This window comes from Pseudomonas sp. Ma2-10 (assembly GCF_054330215.1).
This window is the reverse complement of sequence record NZ_JBTEYL010000009.1, coordinates 178980-201560: the sequence shown is the minus strand read 5'-3', so window position 1 is coordinate 201560 and position 22581 is coordinate 178980. Positions and strand designations below refer to the sequence as shown.

Sequence of the window (22581 nt, the reverse complement as noted above, 5' to 3'; positions counted from 1 at the left end):
GAAGAAAGGTTGCACAGGCAGCAGCACTTTCAGTTGGCCAGTTCACTTTAACGGTGCCGCGCGGATGCTGGATCTCAACGCTGATAGTCGATGATGCCGATTGCGACTCAGTGCTGGCGAGTGGCATGGGCAGTGAAACAAAAGCGGGGTGCAGCGCCATGCCTTTCTGCGTTTGCAGCCGAATCCACTTGTGGACGAGGTTCGCGTTGAGGCTGTGGCTCAGCGCAACGTTGGCAATCGAGGCCCCAGGTTGGGCGCACTCTTGAATGACTTGGGCCTTGAACGACCTGGAATAGGAACGGCGTTGTGGCTGCATGAAAGACCCTCTTAAAAGGCTAGAAGTGGTGTCCACTTAAATAGGTGGACACCATCGCCTTTGGCGGTGGGGTCAGAAAGGTGTGTTTGCTGGCCGGTTACCCCTGAACGACCTAAATCAGCCGACAACAAAAAGCCCCTGGCGGTTCGGTGGCGAAGCCATCGGACGGCCAGGGGCCAACAAGCGCAGCGCGTTAGGCTTTGGGGTTCAAAGGGGGTTCCCCTTTGGTACGGTCGATTGGTTACGAATGGCGCAGCTCATTTGTAAACAGTCGGTAACGTGCCTCTCCAAAAAGCCTGCAGCCTCTACGCCCGAGGGAAATTGCATTGAGTTGCTCTAAGTTGCTTTGATTGGCGTTAATTTGCTTTAAGTTGCACTAATCGAGAAAGCGCGCATTTCTGAGAGGTGCAATCCAACGGGGTATCGGGGCGCAGCCCTGATTAGGGTTTTGCGGCCACCGACAGCGTGCAGGCGGTGGCCACAAAACATTTCCTGTCCGACGGTTCACTCAGATTTATCACTCGACTCGTAGAGGCGGCTTTTCGGGATTCAAAGGGCTCCCCCTTTGGCACCGGATGTATACATCCATAGCGTGCCTGTATTTTTCGCCGTTGCTTGAGGCCGCTTCGCGGCCTGCGGGGATGTCAGGTATTAGTAGGGACTTTGCGGGGAGTTTGCAGGGGATTTGTCAGGCCGACGGGTATCTGTAGGGCGTTTGTCAGGCCTTTGCAGGCAAGTTGTCAGGCCAACTCGCTTTCTTCATCCGCTTCGGCGTCCAGGGCGGTTAACAGAGCCGTAGCGGGGTCGTCGAGGATGGATTCATCCATGATTTCACTGGCCGAATGTTGCCGTTGCAAGCGTGCCGGATGGGTCGCGGTGTGAATTTCCTTGAGCGCCCGGATGCTGACCTGGGTGTAAATCTGCGTGGTGTTCAGGCTGACATGCCCGAGCATGGCCTGGATGAAACGAATATCGGCGCCGTTCTCCAGCATTAACGTGGCCATGGTGTGGCGGAATAAGTGGCAACTGCCACGCTTGCCGATGTTGGCTTTTTCGATGTGTTCGCGCACCAATTGCGTCAGTCGATTGGGGCTAAATCCTTCGCCCTGCTGGGTCAGAAACAAGATGCCATCGTCCTGACCCAAGACAAAATGGGGCCGCACGTCGTCGCGGTATTTGGTGATCCACGCCAAGGCCCGCTCGCCAATGGGAATCATCCGGTCTTTTTTGCCCTTGCCCTGGCGAATCATCACCGTGCCACGCTCATAGTCGATAGCGCTCCAGCTCAGGCCAATCAACTCCATGCGGCGCATGCCGGTGCTGTAGAGGGTTTCCAGCATCGCCCTGTCGCGGATGCCGGTCGAGGTTTGGGTGTCAGGCACATTGAGGATGCGTTCGGCTTCGTCGCCGCTGAGGATGTGCTTTGGCAATCGCTGTTCCATCCTCGGTAAATCAAGATCAGAAGCCGGGTTGTACAGGATGCGGTTAGTTTTGGTCAGCCACTTGATCGATTCGATGGCGTTGGTGGTGTAAATTACCTTGCGAATTTCGGCGGGATAGTCAAAAAACGGGATCACCCGAGCCCAGTTTCGTCGCCATGACAGGCTAATCGATTGGTACTCGGCGTCCCATTTGACTTCAAATTCGCAGAGCCGTTGTTCAGCCAGTTCGGCGGTGGACGAGGTGTAAATCAGCTTGAGGTCAGCCGCCACTTCCCTCTGCCGTTTCCACGATACGAAGTTCAAACTGTTGCGCATCATGTGCACGATGCACAGCTGAACGACGGCTTTTGGGTAAACCGTTTCAATCGCCTCTGGGAAGCCTTTGAGGCCGTCTACGCAGGCGATGAAGATGTCTTGCACGCCACGATTCTTCAGTTCTGTGACCACTTGCAGCCAGAATTTTGCACCTTCGGTTTGAGCGATCCACAAGCCCAGCACTTCCTTGTGACCGGCCATGTTGACGCCGATGGCCAGGTAAACCGCCTTGTTGCGCACGGCGCCGGCATCGCGCACTTTGACGTGAATGCAGTCCAGATAGAGGATCGGGTAAAGCGCGTCCAGCGGTCGGGCCTGCCAGAGCTTGACCTCGTCACTCACCGCGTCGGTAATCGCCGAGATGAGGCTAGGAGAGACCTCTGTGCCGTACATTTCCTGCAAGTGAGCCTGAACTTCTCTGACACTCAAACCGCGAGCGTAGAGAGAGATGACTTTGTCATCGAAGCCCGTCCAGCGGGTTTGATGCTTGGCCACCAACTGTGGCTCGAAGGACGCCTGGCGGTCGCGTGGGATGTCGAGCGGCAGTTCGCCGAAGTCGCCTTTTAGGGTTTTACCGCTATGGCCGTTGCGCGCATTGGCGGCGATGTTGGTGATCGCTGCACTTTTATCATGCCCCAGGTGTTCGGTCATTTCGGCTTCAAGGGCCCGCTCAACCAGCATCTTGGTGAGCTGTTTGAGCAGGCCATTTTCGCCGATGAGATCTTCGGGCTTTTTGTAGTTGGCCAACAGACTGTCGGCCAGTTTAACCAGTTCAGGATCAGGCTTGACTCGTTTGGCGCGCTTGGGTTTTGGCTCGGTCATCGGATTTCCTTGGGGTAGGCAGTCTCCTGCCAAATGACCGTTTACACAAAACTAATTACACCCTCGAGCAGTTAAGAAGAAAGGCTAACGCAGATAAAACAACACCGGCGCAAGGCCGGTGTTGAGGATTAGTAATGATCAAGAAAACTCTATTTTGCAATCTGACAGAGGGATCGAGCGGCCATCGGAAATAACCAATTGATCACCTTTGATTTGGGCGAGTAACAGACCAAGGCCAATTGCCCCTGCCTCAATATCTTTTCTCCAACCGTCAAGATCACCATGATAGGAAATCGCGTAAAAAAGAGGCCCCGAGGGCGGGGTGACTTTGCACCCGCGATCATTTACCCCTCCACGAACAGCATTCGGAGGCTCAGAAAAGCACGTAATGTTATTAAATTGTTTTCGGAATTTGTTTTTCCCATCGTCCGAAAAATAAACAACTTGCTGCCCATCCACAACCGTAACACCAGGTACATTTCGAGAGTTCGACTGCTCGATTTTTCCACCCAGAATTTTTTCTAACGTCTCCCGATCACTACTCATTTCACACCTCACTTTGTTGCCGGGGTAATTACAAACTTAAAGTTTGTGACGCCCGCATCGGTAAACACCTTCGAATAGTAACTAGCTAGTTCTGGGCTGTTCGTATGATAAATAGCACCGCCATCGAAACCAGAGGAGTATTTCTTCGCCTGATCTACCATTTTCGTCTGTTCAGCTACTGACCATGGCTTCGAGCCAACCGGGCTTTCTGGGTTCCGAATAGAACTAGCCCAGTCATCGACAAATTTGGCTTCAATAGCTGTGGGTTTCCCGCCGATCACTGCCACTTCATCAGCGACACCGTTGACACGTTGCCCATCGACAAGCGCCGTGTATTGACGTTCAGCAAATGGAGTATCCCCATACATCCCACGCACACCACTTTCGTAACTCTGCGCCTTGTCGATTGCCCGACTACCACTCACAGCAATGGGATTGGTTGTTTCCAGCGCAGTGCCTGCGCCTTTTGCACCCGCAGCTTTTGCAGCTGCCGCCCTCTCCGCCGCTGCAAGCGCGGCCGCCCCTCCACTAAGGACTCCATCCGCAACCCCAGACTCGCCCCAGAATGACTGTAGCCAAGCATGGTCAGCTACGCGTTCATCGTCGTGGTTGATTTTCTGAAAGTGCTCGAAAACGTCTTTCTCTGCATCATACAACGCGAAAGAATCAAGCAGCGAGTCGAGTTTAGCAGAGCCGCCTTTGGCATCAGTGTATTGACCGCTACACGCCTTTTCCCCCTCGCCCTTGCAGCCATACAGTCCCGTACCGGTTTTGCTATCGTTCAAGTCTTGGTATTTATCCTGCACCTGACCACGACACGCAACTGGATCCGAATTGGTACGGCAACCCACTAGTTCCTTGGCAAGGGCATCAACCTCTTCGTGCTGCAAATAGTTGTAAGCCGTAGCCTGTTGCGTCACCCAACCAGCTTTCTCCTGTTCTTTGGCACTTCCTCCTGCCGCTGCCGCCACAGTCACCCCTACCAACTGCGAAGTCATCGTGAGCAAACGCTTATGAGCATCTCCTGGAAAGATCTCGCTACCGAACGTTTCAAGCAACGCCTCATTGGCGCCCGCCGCCAACGCTGCAGTGCGGAAGTCGCCCCCTGCGGCTTCACCGATCAGCCCACCGACAATGGCATGTACCGCGACCTTGGTTGCTAAACCACTGCCATTCAACGCATTGCCGACGTTTTCGTAGAGGTAGCCACTGAGCACGTTTGCGGCCATCATGACTGCCGCCTCGGCCAAGTTATCCTTGAACTTGCCCCCCTGAAGAACGGTTTTGAGAGCGGAGTTGACCGCCAATTGCAGGCCGATACTGGCACTGCCGATACCGCCACTCACACCGGCGATCACATAATTTTTGAGGCTATCGCTGGAAGTGACATCCTTGGCAACAGCACTCAAATTGCCACGATTGTTGATCGTGCTGGTAGCCGTCTTGGTAGCCACTGCTGCGGCGACCGAGTTGGCGGCAATGCCGCCGGCGCTATTCGCGGCAACCCCCACCAACGAGCTGCCCGCCCCCCAAGTCAGATAGGTCACGATGATCGCAATAACCAGTTGCGCTGCTGGGCCTAGCCCGGAGGTGTCATACTTGAAGGAGTCATGCACCTCCTGCACCTTCCGCCAATCCACATCTCCATGCGATTCGGCGTCCTTCAACCAGGTCAGGCTCGGGTCGGCCTGCACCATCGCATCAATGGTTTGAGAAACCGTGTTTTGGTCGATCTGTTTGATATCGATGTGCAGGCCGTTGACCGCATTGATGACGGTTTGACCGTTTGCAATCAGCTCACTCTGTTTCAGGGTCTCGTCGGTATTACCCTTACCCTTGGCCGATTGCCAAGCCAGATTACTGCTGCTTTTCTCGTGGCTCTCCTGGTGCAGATCCTTGACCGCCTCGAAGATGATGCCGCCGCCGCTATCGAGGGTCAGCTCACCGCCGCTGTTGAGCTTGGCGCCTTGGTAACGCTGATCACCGCCGCTGACCAGGGTCAGGTTGCCCCCGGTTTTGATCTGGCTGCCGATGTATTTCACATCGGTCACTTCATCTCGCTGGGTCTTCTTGCTGCCGAAGCCGCCCTTTTTCTTCATGTCATACAGCAAGTAGTCGCTGTCTTGCGCCGCCAGCAGTTCGAGCTTGTCACCCGCCACCAGGTAGGCCTCATCCCCGGCGGTGACCTTGCTTGAGATCAGCGTCAAATCCTTGCCTGCATTCAGGGCAATACTGCCCCCCGCATTGACCGAGCTAGACACCTGACTGACATGATCCTCCTGGCTCGTAACCTTCTTACTCTTGCTATACGAATGCTGCTCATCCGCCGCCGAAGCCAATGTCAGGTCGCCAACAGCGCTCATGCTCACATCGCGTTTGGCGTCGATCTGGCCGGCAATGACGGTGATATCCCCTCCGGCATTGACCTTCAGGTCCTGCCCCACATCCACGTCTGAGCCATATTGGGTAATGGTCTGATCGCGATGCTGACCGCGCTCGCCGCTGACGATCTGTTCGGCTGATGTGAGGTTGACGTCGCGACCGGCAGTGATCGTGGTATCAGCACCGCTCTTCAGTACGCCNAAGACCCTCTTAAAAGGCTAGAAGTGGTGTCCACTTAAATAGGTGGACACCATCGCCTTTGGCGGTGGGGTCAGAAAGGTGTGTTTGCTGGCCGGTTACCGCCGACCGAACAGGCCGATAAGATATTGGTCAACCCGGAGCATCCGCCAGATTACCAAGACGCAATCATCTGGTTTCCCAACTCAGCTATTCAGCCGATTTATATTTCACTGAGCGTGCCAGGATCTGGATATCATCCAAAACCTGGCTTCTTGCCAGCGTTTCCAGATGCCAAATGGGCCAAATCGAAAACTTCAGTTCAAGGTGGAGGCGGCTTACGTCCACGTTGGAAAAGCAGAGACGGCACAATCTACGAGTGGGATTTTCAGCATGGTGCCGTTGAGAAATACAATAAACGCGGCAAGCACCTCGGCGAGTTCGACCACGAAACAGGCGCTCAGAATAAACCAGCAGACCCAACAAGGAAGGTAGAGCCATGAAGCATACAATTATGGGAGTTCCTGAAGGCGAGGACTTCGCATCCTTCGAAAAGGAGCTTCCGGTTTCTGTCGCGGATCTTAAGCCAATTATGGGCTGGGCAACGGATGGTGATTGTGTTTACGATTACCGACTGACCCCGGAGCAAATCAGTGCTATCGAACAGCTCTGTTCGCTGGTACTACCCAGGAATCTGGAGCTTTTTCTAACGTGTAGTGCCTGATACTTGATGGCTATAAACCGCTATGAGGTCCACGACCCTGACGCCTATACAGATAGGGACAGGCGAGGTCTAACAGTTTTCTAACAGGTTGAGAGATTGTCGGTGCGGTCATAACAGGCCAATCCCTTATGGTACTTGGGGTGTGGCCTCATTGGTCGGAGCTGGCAAAAAACTCCACAGGGACTCCTCTCATACGATGCGCTGCAAAACGCGCGCGGGATACCTGCAGCATACCCATGCACCGCCGCGGCGGCCAGCCGTGAAACCTCAGGCAACAGCCCTGTAAAGGGCATTTCAAACAAGCGTATGTTTTTTCATTGACAGCTCACCCTCATCCTCATAACCTCGCCGAACCTTCAACGTACGGGGATGACGCGGACGTGGGCAGTATCTATTTGATTCGACATGGCCAGGCCTCCTTTGGTGCAGACGACTATGACGTCCTGTCACCGACCGGTATTCGCCAGGCAGAAGTCCTCGGCCAGCACCTCGCCGAGCTGGGCATCAGCTTCGATCGCTGCCTCTCGGGCGATCTGCGCCGCCAGCAACACACGGCCAACAGTGCACTGGAACAGTTCGCCGCGGCAGGCCTGCCGGTTCCCGTCCTGGAAATCGATTGCGCTTTTAATGAATTCGACGCCGACGCGGTGATCCGCGCGCTGCTGCCCGCCCTGCTACCGGACGAACCCGAAGCGCTGCACATCCTGCGCAATGCCGCGCAAAACCGCGGCGAATTCCAGCGAATCTTCGCCCTGATTATCGAACGCTGGCTCGCCGGCACCTATGACACACCGGGCCTGGAAAGCTGGCTGGGTTTTGTCGAACGGGTGCAGGCCGGTCTGCAGCGAATCCTCGAAAGCGCCGACAACACCCAGAAAATCGCCGTGTTCACCTCCGGCGGCACGATCACGGCCCTGCTCCACCTCATTACGCAAATGCCTGCCAGGCAGGCGTTTGAACTGAACTGGCAAATCGTCAACACCTCGCTCAATCTGCTGAAGTTTCGCGGTCGCGAGGTGGCTCTGTCTTCTTTCAACAGTCATGCGCACCTGCAGCTGTTGAAGACCCCCGAACTCATCACGTTTCGCTGAGTCCGGACTATTGTGACCCTGGCTGTATTCACCCCGCTCTAATTACCCAAGAAAGGATCGAACCATGACCTCCGTAGCTGATGCCGTACAAGCAATGAAAGCCAAGTTCAACCCAGCGGCTGCTGCCGGTCTGGACCTGGTATTTGGTTTCCGCATCGACGACACCAAGAACTTCTCGCTGATCGTCAAAGACAGCACCTGCGAGCTCCAGGAAGGCGAAAACCCGGACGCCCAGGTGACGCTGGTCATGGACGGCGAAACCCTGGAAGGCATCGTCAGCGGCGAAACCGACGGCATGCAAGCGTTCATGGGCGGCAAACTGCGCGCTGAAGGCGACATGATGCTGGCGATGAAACTGTCCGAGCTGTTCCCGGCCTAAACGCACCGTTCCCGACCTTCGGGAGCACGCCTGGCTGCAAACGAATCCCGCCCCTCGTGGCGGGATTCGTCGTTTTCGCCATTGGAAAACGGCTACCGGCGGATTTGCCGTCTATATTCCTTCTGGTCGCATGCGTCAGACATCGGCTGTTTGCCCTCGCTTTTTTTATGAAGAGCCTTTGCGCGGAGCACTGCCCATGAGCCCACCTGACGACCACGACGGATTTAACCGCCGCCGCGTACTGCAAGGCCTTTCTGCAGGCGCCGTCGGTGCCTGGATCAGCCCGCTAATCGCAGGGAGTAAAACCATGCCCGACGCCCCCGCCGACCTCATCCTGTACAACGGACGCCTGCACACCGTCGACCGCAAAAAACCTCAGGCCAGCGCCGTTGCGATCAAAGACGGACGCTTCGTGGTAGTCGGCAGCGATGCCCAGGCCATGGCCCTGCAAGGTCCCGGCACACACATTATCGACCTGCACGGTCGCACGGTGATTCCCGGCCTCAACGACTCGCACCTGCACCTGATCCGTGGTGGACTCAACTACAACCTCGAACTGCGCTGGGAGGGCGTCCCTTCATTGGTCGACGCACTGCGCATGCTCAAGGATCAGGCGGACCGCACACCCACGCCGCAGTGGGTGCGAGTGGTCGGGGGCTGGAACGAGTTCCAGTTCGCCGAAAAACGCCTGCCGACCATTGATGAATTGAACAAGGCCGCGCCAGACACCCCGGTATTCGTCCTGCACCTCTACGACCGTGCCCTGCTCAATCGCGCGGCGTTGAAAGTGGTCGGCTATACCCGCGACACCCCAAATCCGCCGGGTGGCGAAATCCAACGCGATGCCAATGGCGACCCGACGGGCATGCTGATCGCCCGCCCCAATGCGATGATTCTCTACTCGACCCTGGCCAAGGGACCAAAACTGCCACTGGAATACCAGGTCAACTCCACCCGCCAATTCATGCGTGAACTCAATCGCCTGGGTGTCACCAGCGCCATCGATGCAGGCGGCGGGTATCAGAACTATCCAGACGACTATCAAGTCATCCAGCAACTGGCCAAAGACCAACAACTGACGGTGCGCATTGCCTACAACCTGTTCACCCAGAAACCCAAGGAAGAGCTGACTGACTTCAAAAACCGGACCAGCACCTCCCACTACGGTCAGGGCGACGATTTTCTACGGCATAACGGTGCCGGGGAAATGCTGGTGTTCTCGGCGGCCGATTTCGAGGATTTCCTGGAACCCCGCCCCGACCTGCCGCAAACCATGGAGCAGGAGCTGGAACCGGTGGTCCGCCATCTGGTGGAACAGCGCTGGCCGTTCCGTTTGCATGCCACGTACAACGAATCCATCAGCCGCATGCTCGACGTGTTCGAGAAGGTTAATCGCGACATTCCGTTCGACGGTTTGCCATGGTTCTTCGACCACGCCGAAACCATCACCGCGCAGAACATTGAACGGGTCAAAGCTTTGGGTGGCGGCATCGCGATCCAGGACCGCATGGCATTCCAGGGCGAATACTTCGTTGACCGTTACGGCGCGAAGGCTGCCGAAGCCACGCCGCCCATCGCTCGTATGCTGGCCGAAGGCATTCCTGTCGGCGCCGGCACCGATGCCACGCGCGTGTCCAGCTACAACCCCTGGACTTCGCTGTACTGGCTGATCAGCGGTCGCACCGTCGGGGGTCTGGCGCTGTACCCGCAAGGCTTGAGCCGCGATACCGCGCTGGAACTCTTCACCCACGGCAGCGCCTGGTTTTCCTCCGAACAAGGCAAAAAAGGCCAGATCAAGGTTGGGCAACTGGCCGATTTGATTGCGTTGTCGGCGGACTATTTCCACATCGAAGATGAAGCGGTCAAATGGATCGAATCGGTCCTGACCATCGTTGACGGCAAGATCGTCTACGGCAGCGTCGAGTTTGAAAAACTCGGGCCGCCTCCCATCCCGGTAGTGCCTGAATGGTCGCCAGTGGCCAAAGTACCAGGTCATTGGAAACCCTTGGCGCCGCTGACGGCACAGGTTCATCAATGTGTCGGAGCTTGCGCGGTGCATGCCCATCGCCATGAACGGGCGCGGCTGTCCTCGGCGCCGGTCAGCGATTTCGCCGGTTTCTGGGGAGCGTTTGGTTGTTCGTGTTTTGCGTTTTGAACGATGATCTCGCCAGCACTGACAATTTAATGTGAGAGCGAGCCTGCTCGCTCCCAAAGGGTTTTTGCGTCGGGTGGGAAGTCAAGGTTGTAATAACAGCGCCACCAACGCACTCCACCCGGTCTGATGACTGGCCCCCAGACCACGCCCAGTCTCAGCGTGAAAATATTCATGGAACAACACCAGGTCGCGGCTGGCGGGGTCAGTCTGCAATTGCGGATACGCCGCCATGGACGGTCGACTGCCCTCTTCATCGCGCAAAAACAACCGGGTCAAACGCTGGCTCAGGCTATCGGCAACCTCCTCAAGCGAGGCCATGAAACCTGACCCCGTGGGGTATTCCACCGAGAAGTTCTGATCGTAGTAACGGTGAAACTCGCGCAAGGATTCGATCAGCAGGTAGTTGATCGGCATCCACACCGGCCCACGCCAGTTGGAATTGCCGCCGTACAGCCGCGAACCCGATTCCGCAGGTTCGTAACGGGCACAGAGTCGATCACCATTGATCTGCGCGCCAAAGGGCCGTTCAGCGAACGCTTTGGACAACGAACGAATGCCAAACTCAGAGAGAAACTCGCCCTCGTCGAGCATGCGTTTGAGCAAGTCCTTGGTGCGTTCGCCGCGCAACAGTGCCAGCAGCATCCGGTTGCCTTCACCCGGCTCGGTCCAGCGCGAGACCAGGCTGGCCAGATCCGGTCGATGGCGCATAAAACCCAACAGGCGTTCGCGCAATCCAGGCAAACCCTCGTGTTCGTGCTGCTCCAACACCTGCACGGCGAACAGCGGCATCAGACCGACGATAGAGCGCAGGCGCAGCGGTTCATTGACGCCGTCCGGTCGGTGCAGCACGTCGTAGAAAAAGTGGTCCTGTTCGTCCCACAGACCTTCGGCGTCAGAATCGACACGATTAATGGCCCCGGCAATGTAGAGAAAATGCTCGAAGAATTTCACCGCGATGTCGACGTACACATTGTTGCGTTTGGCCAGTTCCAGGGCGATGCGCATCAGGTCCAGCGCATAAGCGGCGACCCACGCCGTGCCATCGGCCTGATCGAGTTGGTAGCCGGGTGGCAATATCGCCGAGCGGTCGAACAGAGCGATGTTGTCCAGCCCGAGGAAACCACCCTGAAACAAGTTGCGACCCTCGGTGTCCTTGCGGTTCACCCACCAGGAAAAATTCAGCAGCAGCTTATGGAAAATCCGTTCGAGGAAATCCATGTCCCCTACCCCGGTCAGCGTTTTGTCCTGCTGATATACCCGCCAGCAGGCCCACGCGTGGACCGGTGGGTTGGCGTCATCGAAACGCCATTCATAGGCCGGCAACTGACCGTTGGGGTGCATGAAGCGGTCTTTGACCAGCAGCAACAACTGATGCTTGGCGAACCCCGGATCGATCAGCGCGAAGGCTACGGCCTGAAAGCCCAGGTCCCAGGAGGCGTACCACGGATATTCCCAGGTGTCCGGCATGGAGACGATGTCGAAATTCGACAGGTGCCGCCAATGGGTGTTGCGAATGTGTGAGCGCCCGGGCGCAGGCGCAGGTTGCACCGGATCACCGTCGAGCCACTGATTGACATCGAAGTAATACAGTTGCTTGGACCACAGCAATCCAGCCAGGGCCTGGCGTTGAACGTTGCGTGCATCCGGGTCGTTGATCCCGACTTGCAGTGCTGCGTAAAACGCGTCGGCCTCGGCGCGCCGACGATCGAACAGCGCCTTGGCATTCACCCGAGTGGCACCTGATGGGGCGAAGCGCAGATAAACGCTGCGACTCTGACCCCCCTCGAAGGCCAATACGAAATGCGCCGCCACCCGCGTTCCCGTGTCACGGCGGATCGCGTCGTCGATGCCATCGACCAGAAAATCGTTGATCCCGTCCTTGAACGGCCCGCTCGCCGCCACACCCTCGAGCCTGGGGAAGTTGCTCTGGTTTTCGCAGAACAGCCATTCGCAGTCCTCCTCCCCCCAGGCATTGGCCTGCCGGTCAGGCAGTTGCGGGTGCCGGGCCAGAACCTGATCGCCGTCCAGCGTCAGGCTCGGTTTCTGCGCATCGGCCACCCAGCTCCAGGTGTTGCGCGCCCAGAGCTGAGGCACTACGTGCAAACGCGCTGGCTGATCGGCGCGGTTGCACACCGTGACGCGCATAAAGATGTCGTCCGTCGCGTGGTTGGCGTATTCCACCGTCACGTCGAAGTATCGGTTGTCCTCAAACACGCCGGTGTCGAGGATTTCGTACTCGGTATCCGCCAGACCACGGCGGGCGTTTTCGGCGATCAGGTCAGCGTAGGGAAATTCGGCCTGAGGGTATTTGTAGAGCATGCGCATGTAGGCATGGCTCGGCACGCCGTCGACGTAGAAATACAGTTCTTTGACGTCTTCGCCGTGATTGCCCTCGGCATTGTTCAGGCCAAAAAGTCGTTCCTTGAGAATCGGATCGCGCTCGTTCCATACCCCCAATCCCAGACACCAGTGCTGAGCCTTGTCGGAAAACCCCGCCAGCCCGTCCTCGCCCCAGCGATAGGCCCGACTGCGGGCATGGTCATGGGGAAAATAGCGCCAGGCATCGCCATCGGCACTGTAGTCCTCGCGCACCGTGCCCCATTGGCGCTCGCTCAGATAGGGCCCCCATTCGCGCCAGGCATCGGCCTCGCTGCCGGCCAGACGCTGGCCTTCGACTGTGCCTTGGATGTTCGCAGCGGGTTTGGCTGTCATGGTGAGTCCGTTGGGCGAGATACGGTTGCAGTGTAGTGCCCACGCCCCTACAGCAATGTGAAACCTGTGACACCTCGCCACAGGTGGGGAGTGCTCTTACAATGTGTTCACTCCCAATACCGGCCGCCCCATGGACATCGATCTCGCCCGCACCTTTCTGGAAATCGTCCGCCACGGCAGCCTTGCCGCAGCCGCCGAAAAACTCCACGTTACCCAGACCGCTATCACGGCGCGGGTACAGAAACTCGAAAGCCAGCTAGGAAGTACGTTGTTCGTGCGTAACCGCGCCGGTGCGCGCCTGACACCTAACGGTGAAGCCTTCGTGGTCTACGCCAATCAACTGGTCGAAACCTGGGAAGCGGCGCGACGGGACTTGCCGTTACCCGAGGGTTACCGCGACGTGTTGCACATCGGTGGCGAGGTCAGTCTGTGCAACCCGCTAATGCTCAGCTGGGCCGGAGCGCTGCGCGAGAAGATCCCCAGCCACGCCCTGCGCATGGAAATTCGTGACGGTGAAAACCTGCTGCGCCAACTGGAACTGGGGGTGCTGGATGCGGCGCTGGTTTACCAGCCCGAGTATTGGCCACGTCTGCAGGTCGAACAGGTGCTGGAAGAGAAACTGGTCCTCATCCGCCTGACCGCAAAACCCGACCCCTACGTGTACATCGACTGGGGCCCGGACTTCCGCCGTCAACACGATGCTGCCCTGCCGGAAAAAGCCAAAGCCGCGTTGAGCTTCAACCTCGGCCCACTGGGCTTGCAGTACATTCTGGAAAACGGCGGAAGCGGCTACTTCCGCACCCGGGTGGTCCAGAGTTATCTGCAAAGCGGTGTGCTGGAGCAAGTGCCCAAAGCCCCGGAGTTCAGCTATCCGACCTATCTGGTTTACTCCCGCGACCGCGACTCGGCGACCCTGCAACAAGCCTTCGACCTGCTGCGCGAAGTGATCAAATCCGACGATGACTGGTCGCAACGCTGGAACCCGCTGACCTGAATCCGGTTTGCACCGGATCATGGCATGTGTGACCTCATGGTTCGGCCCGCCTGAAACGCCGGGATCGTCTAATCTGCTGGAGATAACAATAACTACAGGTGATTGCAGTGAGGCAGACCACCGAAGCATTCCGCGCCCGCTACCGCGCTGCTATTCATCCGCTCTACAACCCATGGTTGCACGGCGCTTTTGTGCTGCTGTTCGGGGTGCTGGCCATCGGCGGATTCTGGAGCACCGTGCACCAGGTTCAGCCACTGGAATGGCTGGCGGTGCCGTTGACGTTGTTGCTTTTCAACTTCGGCGTGTACAGGGTCCATCGGCACTTGGGGCATCACAAAAAGAGCTTCGCGCGAATGTTCTATGCCCGCCATGCCGGCGACCATCACAGCTTTTTCGCCCCTGGCCACATGACCTACGACAGTGCCCGGGACTGGCGGGTGATTTTGTTTCCGGCCTGGCTGATCGTTTTGCACACGGTCGTCATCACCTTGCCCCTCTGGTGGCTGCTTGAGCCGTTCGATGCCAACGTCGCCGGGTTGTTCGGCGGCTGTCTGGTCCTCGGTTACCTGACCTATGAAGTGTTCCATGCTTGCGAGCACTTGCCACCCGAGAACCCCGTCACACGGTTGCCGTGGATCCGCCAGATGCGCCGCCTGCATGAACTCCATCACCGTCGTGAGCTGATGCAAGATCGCAATTTCAATATCGTTTTTCCGCTGATGGACTACCTGTTCGGCACCCTCTATTGGGAGCCGGAGCCCACGGACCTGCACCCGACGAGAACGACCATGACTCGCATGCAGCATCAGATCGACATTGCTGGAGACCCGATTGACGTGCTCGCCTATGCCAGCACCGTGACCCGTTGGCCGGAGTGGCATCCCTCGTCCCTCAAGGTCGATGGCCAGAGCGGTCCGCTGCATGCCGGGGGGCGGTTTGAGGAAGACATCAAGGCGGGCGGCCGTGAGGGACACTTGCGCTGGGAGGTTAACGAATACCTGCCAGGACGCCGCTGGCGTGCCTGGGCCCATGGCGATCACGGGTTGTCTTTAGTGGTGACTTACGAGTGCGAGGCCTTGGGTGACGACACACGCTTCGTCCGCACGCTGGAGTATCAGTTCAGCGGCCTGGCGATGCGCATTGCCAATCGACTGCTGCTCAAGCGGCGCATTGATCGTGAGTCGACAGCGTCGATGTTGGCGTTGCGTAAAATGGCGCAAAAACAACGGGTCCCGACAGGAGCCTGCGCGTGAGTCAAACCGTGAAGTTTCGCCATGTGGTGTTGCTGGTGTTCGTTGCGATCGGCGCCTTCCTGCTGCTGATGCCGACCAAGGTTCAGCCGGTGGCCTGGACACCGCCACCAGCGCCCTCCCTCACCAGCGCAATCTACGCCGACAATCAGCGCCTCAAAGGCGTGGAGCGCGTCGGCGCCGCGGATATCGATGGACCGGAAGCGTTGCTGCTGGAGGAAAACGTCCTCATCACGGGTTTGCATGACGGTCGATTAATCCGGACCAGCCTCGACGGCAAGGTCACCCAGGTTCTGGCCGATACGGGCGGCAGACCCTTGGGCCTGGCCCGTCATCCCAACGGTCTGCTGGTGATTGCCGACGGGGTCAAGGGCTTGCTGTCACTGGATGCCCAGGGCCGATTGATTCCATTGACCACGGCGGCCAACGACGTGCCCTTCGGTTTTACCGACGACGTAGCCATCGACAAGTCCGGGCACTACGCCTATTTCAGTGATGCCTCCAGCCGATTTGGCTACGGCAGCGACGGCGACGCGATCATTGAGCACGGCGGCGATGGTCGTTTGCTGCGTTATGACTTCCAGACCGGAAAGACCGCCGTCCTGCTGGATAAGCTGGAATTCGCCAACGGCGTGACCTTGGGACCGGACGATGCCTTTGTATTGGTCAACGAAACAGGCGCCTATCGCATCAGTCGTTACTGGCTGAGCGGCCCCAAAGCCGGTACCCACGATCTATTCATCGAAAATCTGCCAGGCTTGCCGGACAACCTCGCGTTCAATGGCCGTGACCGCTTCTGGGTGGCGCTTTATGCACCGCGCAACGCACTGCTCGATGCCACCGCGCCGCATCCATTCGTGCGCAAGATGATCGCGCGAGCCATGACTGTCCTGCCTAAGCCGGTGGAGAAACGCGCCTTCGTGCTGGGCCTGGACCTGGACGGTAAAGTGATCGCCAACTTGCAGGACGGTGGCCGCGACAACTACTCGCCGATCACTACCGTTCGCGAGTATGGAGATTGGTTGTACTTTGGGTCGTTGAAGGCAAAAAACATGGTGCGATTGCCGTTGAGCAAGGCATTGCAACAGTAAACGTGCCTGACTTTGCCGGGGATGAGTGTTCGGTCATGAGGCACCTCGTATGGAGCCGTAAATTCGGACTCTGAACATTCGAGGTGCCGTTCCAGTTTTTCAGTCACCGCCAGGGCGCGTCAGGACGGGGTCTGAAGCCGATCAACGATCTTTTGCTTAACCTGCACGCGCTTCTCCTTGAGTTTCTTCAATGCGTCATCGCTGGGCGCATCCGATTGGGCGGTTTCGGCCTTTACGACCTCGGCGTCTGCCTGCGAATACTTGTTGATCAGTGAATCCAGTAACGGATCCTTGGTGCGTTTTTGCTGGATATCTTCCTTTGAAATGTTGAGATCCTGATAAAGGTCGTGTGGCACCGGCATGGAACACCTCCGTTTGTTGATCGGAGGCAAACGCGATCAATTGCGTTCACCAACCATCAGAATGGCCTCGGTTAGCCGGTTCTGTCGACCGTCTATCAGACCAGCGGTGCCCGTTCGTCGCCATGCTGCAAACGCAATAAAACCGTTGTCCGCTCGTCGACCTCCACACGTTAACGATCAATCAACCGCCCTCGACAGCGCGGCCGCAGGCGGTATCGCGAACATCTAGCCGCCATCGGTGTCGATGTCGGCATCGGTGTCATCACCGGGTTGGGGCCGGTCGGGATTCGGCTTGAAACCCGGGCTGAAATCATTGTCGTTGTCGGTGTGGCGTTGCTTCTGGTCGACCGCTTTATCTGTGCTTTGCGGTTCGGCGGTTTTCGCGTTGTCCTCAAGACCACTGTCATCGTTCATAAGTACCTCGTTCATCACTGCATGTGCGCGGCTGAAACAGTCGGGCCTCGAAGATTCGAAGCCGCCCGGCAAGCAACGTTCCATCGAACGGATCGCTGACCTACTAGAGTCCATGTGCACCGGATCAAAAAATCCTGCCGGAGCGAACAACTATCTCATTCGGCAAATGTCACTGACTTTACGCCGGCCAATATTAGGGAAACCGGCACACTCGATGCGATGACAAAAAACCAGACGCCGCTGTTGGCCGAATGGAAAAATGGCCTTGAAGCCAGCGGTGCCGCGCGCAACCTCAAAGAGCAGGATCTGCGGCAGCAGACATCGGAGTTCCTGCAACTGATCGTCTCGGGCCTTGAACGAGGCAACGGCCAGAATGGGTGCCGATCCTGTTCATGACCGGTTATGCCGAAACTGCCATCAACTGTCAGGTGTTCCTTGGCGATGGCATGGAGATGCTGATCAAGCCGTTCCAGATCAATGAACTGCTGGACAAGGTGCGGCGCACGCTGGACAGCGTTTAAGACCTTTTGATTTACCCGAGGGTTCTGGCTAAAAACGGTGCCGTCCGGCTCTTCTTGCTGTTGGCCACTTGCTGCGGGGTGCCACTGACGACAATCTTGCCACCCTGATCCCCCGCCCCCGGGCCGATGTCGATCACCCAGTCACTCTGCGCCACCACGCGCATTTCATGTTCGACGACGATCACCGTATGCCCCGCCGTCACGAGCGTATTCAACTGTTCGAGCAAGCGATCAACATCCCTTGGGTGCAAACCCGTGGTGGGCTCGTCGAGCACGTACAACGTTGCCCCACGCTGGTTGCGTTGCAGTTCGGTGGCCAGTTTGATCCGTTGGGCTTCACCGCCCGACAGTTCGGTCGCCGGCTGGCCGAGGCGCAGGTAACCCAGGCCGATATCGCGCAGCACCTCCAGCGAGCGGCGAATACCCGGTTGCTCGGTAAACACCATGACCGCCTCGTCCACCGTCAGTTGCAACACCTGGGCGATGTTCAACCCTTGCCAGATGATTGCCAGCGTCTCGGGGTTGTAGCGCGCACCGTGGCAGGTCGAGCACGGTGCATAGACGCTGGGCATGAACAGCAACTCGACGCTGACAAAGCCTTCACCTTCGCACGTCGGGCAACGGCCCTTGGCAACATTGAAGGAGAACTGACCGGCGTCGTAACCCGCGGCCTGCGCCTGGGGGGTGGCGGCGTACAGTTTGCGCACGTTGTCGAACAGCCCGGTGTAAGTCGCCAGGTTCGAGCGCGGCGTGCGGCCGATGGGTTTCTGATCGACTTGCACCAAGCGCTTGATCGATTCCAGCCCCGCCGTGACCTGACCGCCGCTGACTTGCGGTGCGTCATCCTCCAGGCTCAACGCTTCGGGTTCGCTGTCACTTGCCGCGCGCCCGAGATGCGCGCCCACCAGTTCCAGCAGCGCCTGACTGACCAGACTCGATTTACCGGAGCCGGAGACGCCGGTCACTGCGGTAAAACAGCCCAGCGGGAATTCGACGCTGAGGTTGTTCAGGTTATTGCGGGTGATGCCTTCGAGCCGCAACCAATCCGTCGCCTTGCGGCTGGCTCGAGGCTGAGTGACCTGCTCGGCGAACAGATAAGCGCGCGTCTGCGAGTTCGTCACCTGCGCCAACCCTGGCGGCGGCCCGCTGTACAGGATTTGGCCGCCATGCTCGCCGGCCGCCGGGCCTACGTCGATCAACCAGTCGGCCCGGCGCATGGTTTCCAGGTCATGCTCGACCACGAACAAGGTGTTGCCCGCAGCCTTCAGACGCTGCAGCGCTTCGAACAATGCTTCGCCATCCGCCGGGTGCAATCCGGCCGACGGCTCATCCAGCACGTAGATCACGCCGAACAGTTGCGAGCCCAATTGCGTCGCCAGGCGCAGACGCTGCAACTCACCGGACGACAGCGTCGGCGTGCTGCGTTCCAGCGCCAGATAACCGAGTCCCAGATCGGTCAACGTGCTGACCCGCGCCAACAAATCCTGAGCGATCCGCTGCGCGGCCAGGCGTTTCTCCACTGACAGGTTCGGTGTGTGGCGTACATCCGGCGCGCTGGCGTGACCACTGGCGCCGTGGGCCACTCGTTGCTCGCGGGCCTCGCGAGTCTGCTCGTGCGTCATTACCTCACCCGCCGCTTCGGTCTGTTCGAGGTAGCTGTGAGCGGCCACCGGCTTCAAGACTTCGGCCACTTGCAGCAACGGCATCTGCGACAACTCGCCGATGTCGTAACCGGCAAAGGTCACCGACAACGCCTCGCGCTTGAGCCGTTTGCCGTCGCACAACGGGCACGGGCTGCCGAGCATGAATTGCGCGACGCGCTTTTTCATCAGCGCGCTTTGGGAATGGCTGAAGGTGTGCAGGATGTAGCGCCGGGCGCCGGTGAACGTGCCCTGGTAACTCGGTTCCACTTTGCGCTTGAGCGCGATTTTGGTTTCTTCGGGCGTGAGCCCGGCATACACCGGCACCGTGGGTGTTTCTTCGGTGAAGAGAATCCAGTCGCGCAGTTTTTTCGGCAGATCACGCCAGGGTTTGTCGACGTCGTAACCCATCGTCACCAAGATGTCGCGCAGGTTTTGTCCCTGCCAGGCGGTGGGCCAGGAGGCGACCGCGCGCTGGCGAATGGTCAGGCTCGAGTCCGGGACCATCAGGGCTTCGGTAACTTCATACACCCGCCCCAACCCATGGCATTCGGGGCACGCGCCCTGGGGCATGTTGGGCGAAAAGTCTTCCGCATAGAGCATCGGTTGTCCCGGCGGATAACTGCCGGCCCGGGAGTACAGCATGCGGATCAGGCTCGACAAGGTCGTCACGCTGCCCACCGAAGAGCGCGTGCTCGGCGTACCCCGTTGTTGCTGGAGCGCCACCGCCGGCGGCAAGCCTTCAATGGAGTCGACATCCGGCACGCCGACCTGATCGATCAGGCGCCGTGCATAAGGCGCCACGGACTCGAAATAGCGGCGTTGCGCTTCGGCGTAGAGGGTCGAGAACGCCAACGACGATTTCCCCGAACCGGACACGCCAGTGAACACCACCAGGGCATCCCGGGGGATGTCGATATCGACGTTTTTGAGATTGTGTTCCCGGGCGCCGCGCACCCTGACCATGCCGGAAGGAGGATTGGAAGTCATAGACCAGCCTTGGTTAGATAGCGCAAAGAACTCTGTCGCATAATCGTTCCCACGTCGAGCCGTGGGAACGATCGAATCGGGTTAGCCGTTGAGCACGGTGCGAACCATCTGTGTGAGTGCCTCGGGGCCATAAGGTTTGCTCAGCAAGTAAGTGTCGGGGCTGAGTTGGTGATTGCGCGAAATAATGTCACGGGTGTGGCCCGAGGTGAACAGCACGGCCACCGACGGCGTCTGCACCTTGGCCCAGGCGGCCAGGTCCGAACTTTTGATCAGGCCGGGCATGACCACGTCGGTGAAAATCAGGTCCACCACCGCGCCCTCCAGCAATATCTGCATCGCGACGTCACCGTTGGCCGCCGTCAGCACTTGATAACCTTCTTCACGCAGTAACTCCACCGCTGCGCTGCGCACCGCCTCGTTGTCCTCGACCACCAGAATGGTTTCGTGTCCGCCTCGCTGGTGCGGGTCATAACGTGTCGTTTCGTTGAGCATCGGGCGCAGGCTGCGAGGAAAATACATCTGCACCCAAGTGCCCTGCCCGACCATGCTGGAAATCTCGATATGCCCGCCACTCTGCTTGACGAAACCGAACACCATGCTCAGCCCCAACCCCGTGCCCTGGCCATCGGCCTTGGTGGTAAAAAACGGTTCGAAAGCCTGTGCGAGTACCTGCGGTGACATGCCGCCCCCTCTGTCAGCCACTGCCACGCAGACATAATCGCCGGCAACGATACCCTTGCCTGCGCAAAACTTGCTATCGAGGGCAACGTTCTCGGCGCTCAGGTCAATGGTCCCCTCGCCTTTCATGGCGTCACGGGCATTGATCGCCAGATTGAGAATGGCGTTTTCCAGTTGATTGTGGTCCACGTAGACGTACCAAAGGGCTTCGGCCGCGGTGACATTGATCTGGATGGTTTCCCCCAGCGCCCGCTGCAACAACTCCCCGAGCCCATCAAAGACCTGCCGCAGGTCGCAGACCGCTGGCGACAAGGGCTGACGACGGGCAAATGCGAGCAATTGCGAAGACAGTTTGGCGCCGCGCTCGACCGCGGCAATCGAAGCACTGACCCGACGCTGCACGTTGGCGTTGTCCGGTTCATGCCGCGCCAGCAAGTGCAGGTTGCCGGCGATCACCTGCAAAAGGTTGTTGAAGTCATGGGCTACGCCGCCGGTGAGGCCGCCGATGGCTTCGAGTTTCTGCGATTGACGCAGTTGTTCTTCGGCGGCCAGCCGCGCGTCGACTTCGTCGGCAACGCGTTGCTCCAGGTTGCGGGTGAACTTCAGCAAGGATTCTTCGGCGGTCTTGCGTTCGTGGATGTCGATCAACACCCCGGGAAAACGGAACGGTTGGCCCTGCTCATTGAACTCGCAGCCACCACTCGCCTGCACCCACAGATAACTGCCATCCGGGCGCAGGACCCGATACTCGGCATTAAAGGGTTCGCCGGTGTCCACTGATTGATTGATCTGCTCCTGTACCCAGCTGCGGTCATCGGGATGGATCCGTGCTTCGACGACGTCCATTGGCAAGTCGGCCAGGTTCTGCTCCGGCGGGTAGGAAAAGGTGCGGGCGAAACGCTCATCGCAGGAGAGCACATTGTCCTTGATGTCCCAGACGAACGAGCCGAGCAAAGCCCCGGCATTAAGCGCCAGCCGCACCCGTTCGTTGTCGGCGTGATAGGCATCCTCGGCGGCCTGACGGCGGCGTTCGGAAATCACATGCTCGGTGGTCTCGACCACCATCGCCATGACCCCGGCCGGTTTCCCGTCATCATCCGCCACCGGGCTGTAATAGAGGTCCAGCCAGACGTCTTCGGGAACGCCGTCGCGCAGCAATTCCAGGACTTTGTTGCGGTAGGACAAGGTGCCGCCGGCCAGGCAGGTATCGACCACATGCCGATTGAATTCGGCGACTTCCGGCCAGCCCAGTTCCACCGGAGAACCCAACAGGTAAGGATGGCGACCACCGGCAAACGTCGAGTACGTATCGTTATAGATCATGTAACCCGGTCGCCCCCACAGCATCACCATCGGCAGTGGGGAGGCGAGCATCAACTGCACCGCGCTGCACAAGCTTCTGGGCCAGGAGTCCATGCTCCCAAGCTCAGTCACGCTCCAGTCAAACGCACAGATGCGCCCGGCCATTTCACCGTTCCAGCCTGCGCACCCATGGCTATCGTCTAAAAACTGCATCGACTGACTCTGTATCCCTGTAGATGACGGCTTAAGGGATCGCACGGTATGAGGACGGTGCGTGC

Annotated in this window: 17 protein-coding genes and 3 pseudogenes; 10 read left to right on the top strand and 10 right to left on the bottom strand. The window is 58.4% G+C overall.

Annotated elements, in window-relative coordinates:
- The 5 genes and pseudogenes from tnpA to ACXPVS_RS14070 all read right to left on the bottom strand — a co-directional run.
- Positions 1-352 (bottom strand): IS66-like element accessory protein TnpA (tnpA, locus tag ACXPVS_RS14090; RefSeq protein ID WP_458510470.1); only part of this gene is annotated, 352 nt, incomplete at its 3' end.
- 704 nt (positions 353-1056) lie between these two features.
- Complete coding sequence (locus ACXPVS_RS14085) at positions 1057-1758, bottom strand: tyrosine-type recombinase/integrase (protein ID WP_458510479.1); 702 nt, start codon at positions 1756-1758, stop codon at positions 1057-1059.
- A gap of 63 nt (positions 1759-1821) precedes the next feature.
- Positions 1822-2895, bottom strand: a pseudogene (locus ACXPVS_RS14080) (IS256 family transposase); the annotation flags it as partial.
- Between the two features lie 138 nt (positions 2896-3033).
- Positions 3034-3441, bottom strand: coding sequence for a hypothetical protein (locus ACXPVS_RS14075; protein ID WP_322204335.1), 408 nt, complete (start codon positions 3439-3441; stop codon positions 3034-3036).
- Positions 3442-3449: 8 nt separating this feature from the next.
- The gene (locus ACXPVS_RS14070) at positions 3450-5951 is read right to left on the bottom strand and encodes a DUF637 domain-containing protein (protein ID WP_458510478.1); all 2502 of its coding nucleotides are present in this window, start codon (positions 5949-5951) and stop codon (positions 3450-3452) included.
- 171 nt (positions 5952-6122) lie between these two features.
- On the opposite strand from ACXPVS_RS14070, the pseudogene ACXPVS_RS14065 reads away from it, so the two are divergent.
- The 5 genes and pseudogenes from ACXPVS_RS14065 to ACXPVS_RS14045 all read left to right on the top strand — a co-directional run.
- Positions 6123-6503 (top strand): annotated as a pseudogene (locus ACXPVS_RS14065) (colicin E3/pyocin S6 family cytotoxin); the annotation flags it as partial.
- Positions 6500-6724, top strand: a complete 225-nt coding sequence (locus ACXPVS_RS14060; RefSeq protein WP_458510469.1) for a DUF7683 domain-containing protein — start codon at positions 6500-6502, stop codon at positions 6722-6724. The pseudogene ACXPVS_RS14065 and the gene ACXPVS_RS14060, both read left to right, overlap by 4 nt.
- Positions 6725-7104: 380 nt before the next feature.
- Positions 7105-7815, top strand: a complete 711-nt coding sequence (locus ACXPVS_RS14055; RefSeq protein ID WP_458510468.1) for a histidine phosphatase family protein — start codon at positions 7105-7107, stop codon at positions 7813-7815.
- A gap of 64 nt (positions 7816-7879) precedes the next feature.
- Positions 7880-8194, top strand: a complete 315-nt coding sequence (locus ACXPVS_RS14050; protein WP_008154977.1) for an SCP2 sterol-binding domain-containing protein — start codon at positions 7880-7882, stop codon at positions 8192-8194.
- Positions 8195-8501: 307 nt separating this feature from the next.
- Complete coding sequence (locus ACXPVS_RS14045) at positions 8502-10349, top strand: amidohydrolase (RefSeq protein ID WP_458510477.1); 1848 nt, start codon at positions 8502-8504, stop codon at positions 10347-10349.
- Between the two features lie 81 nt (positions 10350-10430).
- On the opposite strand, the gene ACXPVS_RS14040 is transcribed toward ACXPVS_RS14045, so the two are convergent.
- Entirely contained in the window at positions 10431-13061 is a 2631-nt protein-coding gene (locus tag ACXPVS_RS14040; RefSeq protein ID WP_458510467.1) for an MGH1-like glycoside hydrolase domain-containing protein, read from the bottom strand.
- Positions 13062-13191: 130 nt separating this feature from the next.
- Here ACXPVS_RS14040 and ACXPVS_RS14035 point away from each other — a divergent pair, with 130 nt between their 5' ends.
- From ACXPVS_RS14035 to ACXPVS_RS14025, 3 genes are all read left to right on the top strand, one after another.
- A complete protein-coding gene (locus ACXPVS_RS14035) occupies positions 13192-14055 on the top strand; it encodes a LysR family transcriptional regulator (RefSeq protein WP_458510476.1) in 864 nt (287 codons plus the stop codon).
- Positions 14056-14162: 107 nt separating this feature from the next.
- Positions 14163-15308: an SRPBCC family protein gene (locus tag ACXPVS_RS14030; RefSeq protein WP_458510466.1), complete on the top strand. Its 1146-nt coding sequence runs from the start codon at positions 14163-14165 to the stop codon at positions 15306-15308.
- Positions 15305-16396, top strand: a complete 1092-nt coding sequence (locus ACXPVS_RS14025; protein ID WP_458510465.1) for an SMP-30/gluconolactonase/LRE family protein — start codon at positions 15305-15307, stop codon at positions 16394-16396. Before ACXPVS_RS14030 ends, ACXPVS_RS14025 begins: the two co-directional genes overlap by 4 nt.
- A gap of 119 nt (positions 16397-16515) precedes the next feature.
- Here the strand turns inward: ACXPVS_RS14025 and ACXPVS_RS14020 are convergent, their stop codons facing one another.
- Positions 16516-16758: a hypothetical protein gene (locus tag ACXPVS_RS14020; protein WP_458510464.1), complete on the bottom strand. Its 243-nt coding sequence runs from the start codon at positions 16756-16758 to the stop codon at positions 16516-16518.
- Positions 16759-16983: 225 nt separating this feature from the next.
- The gene (locus tag ACXPVS_RS14015) at positions 16984-17172 is read right to left on the bottom strand and encodes a hypothetical protein (RefSeq protein WP_458510463.1); all 189 of its coding nucleotides are present in this window, start codon (positions 17170-17172) and stop codon (positions 16984-16986) included.
- 219 nt (positions 17173-17391) lie between these two features.
- On the opposite strand from ACXPVS_RS14015, the pseudogene ACXPVS_RS14010 reads away from it, so the two are divergent.
- A pseudogene (locus tag ACXPVS_RS14010) lies at positions 17392-17547 on the top strand (RsbRD N-terminal domain-containing protein); the annotation flags it as partial.
- A 17-nt stretch (positions 17548-17564) separates the two neighbouring features.
- Positions 17565-17693: a hypothetical protein gene (locus tag ACXPVS_RS14005; RefSeq protein WP_458510462.1), complete on the top strand. Its 129-nt coding sequence runs from the start codon at positions 17565-17567 to the stop codon at positions 17691-17693.
- Positions 17694-17704: 11 nt separating this feature from the next.
- On the opposite strand, the gene ACXPVS_RS14000 is transcribed toward ACXPVS_RS14005, so the two are convergent.
- Complete coding sequence (locus ACXPVS_RS14000) at positions 17705-20323, bottom strand: excinuclease ABC subunit A (protein ID WP_458510461.1); 2619 nt, start codon at positions 20321-20323, stop codon at positions 17705-17707.
- An 81-nt stretch (positions 20324-20404) separates the two neighbouring features.
- Positions 20405-22516: a PAS domain-containing protein gene (locus ACXPVS_RS13995; protein ID WP_458510460.1), complete on the bottom strand. Its 2112-nt coding sequence runs from the start codon at positions 22514-22516 to the stop codon at positions 20405-20407.
- Positions 22517-22581 lie beyond the last annotated feature (65 nt).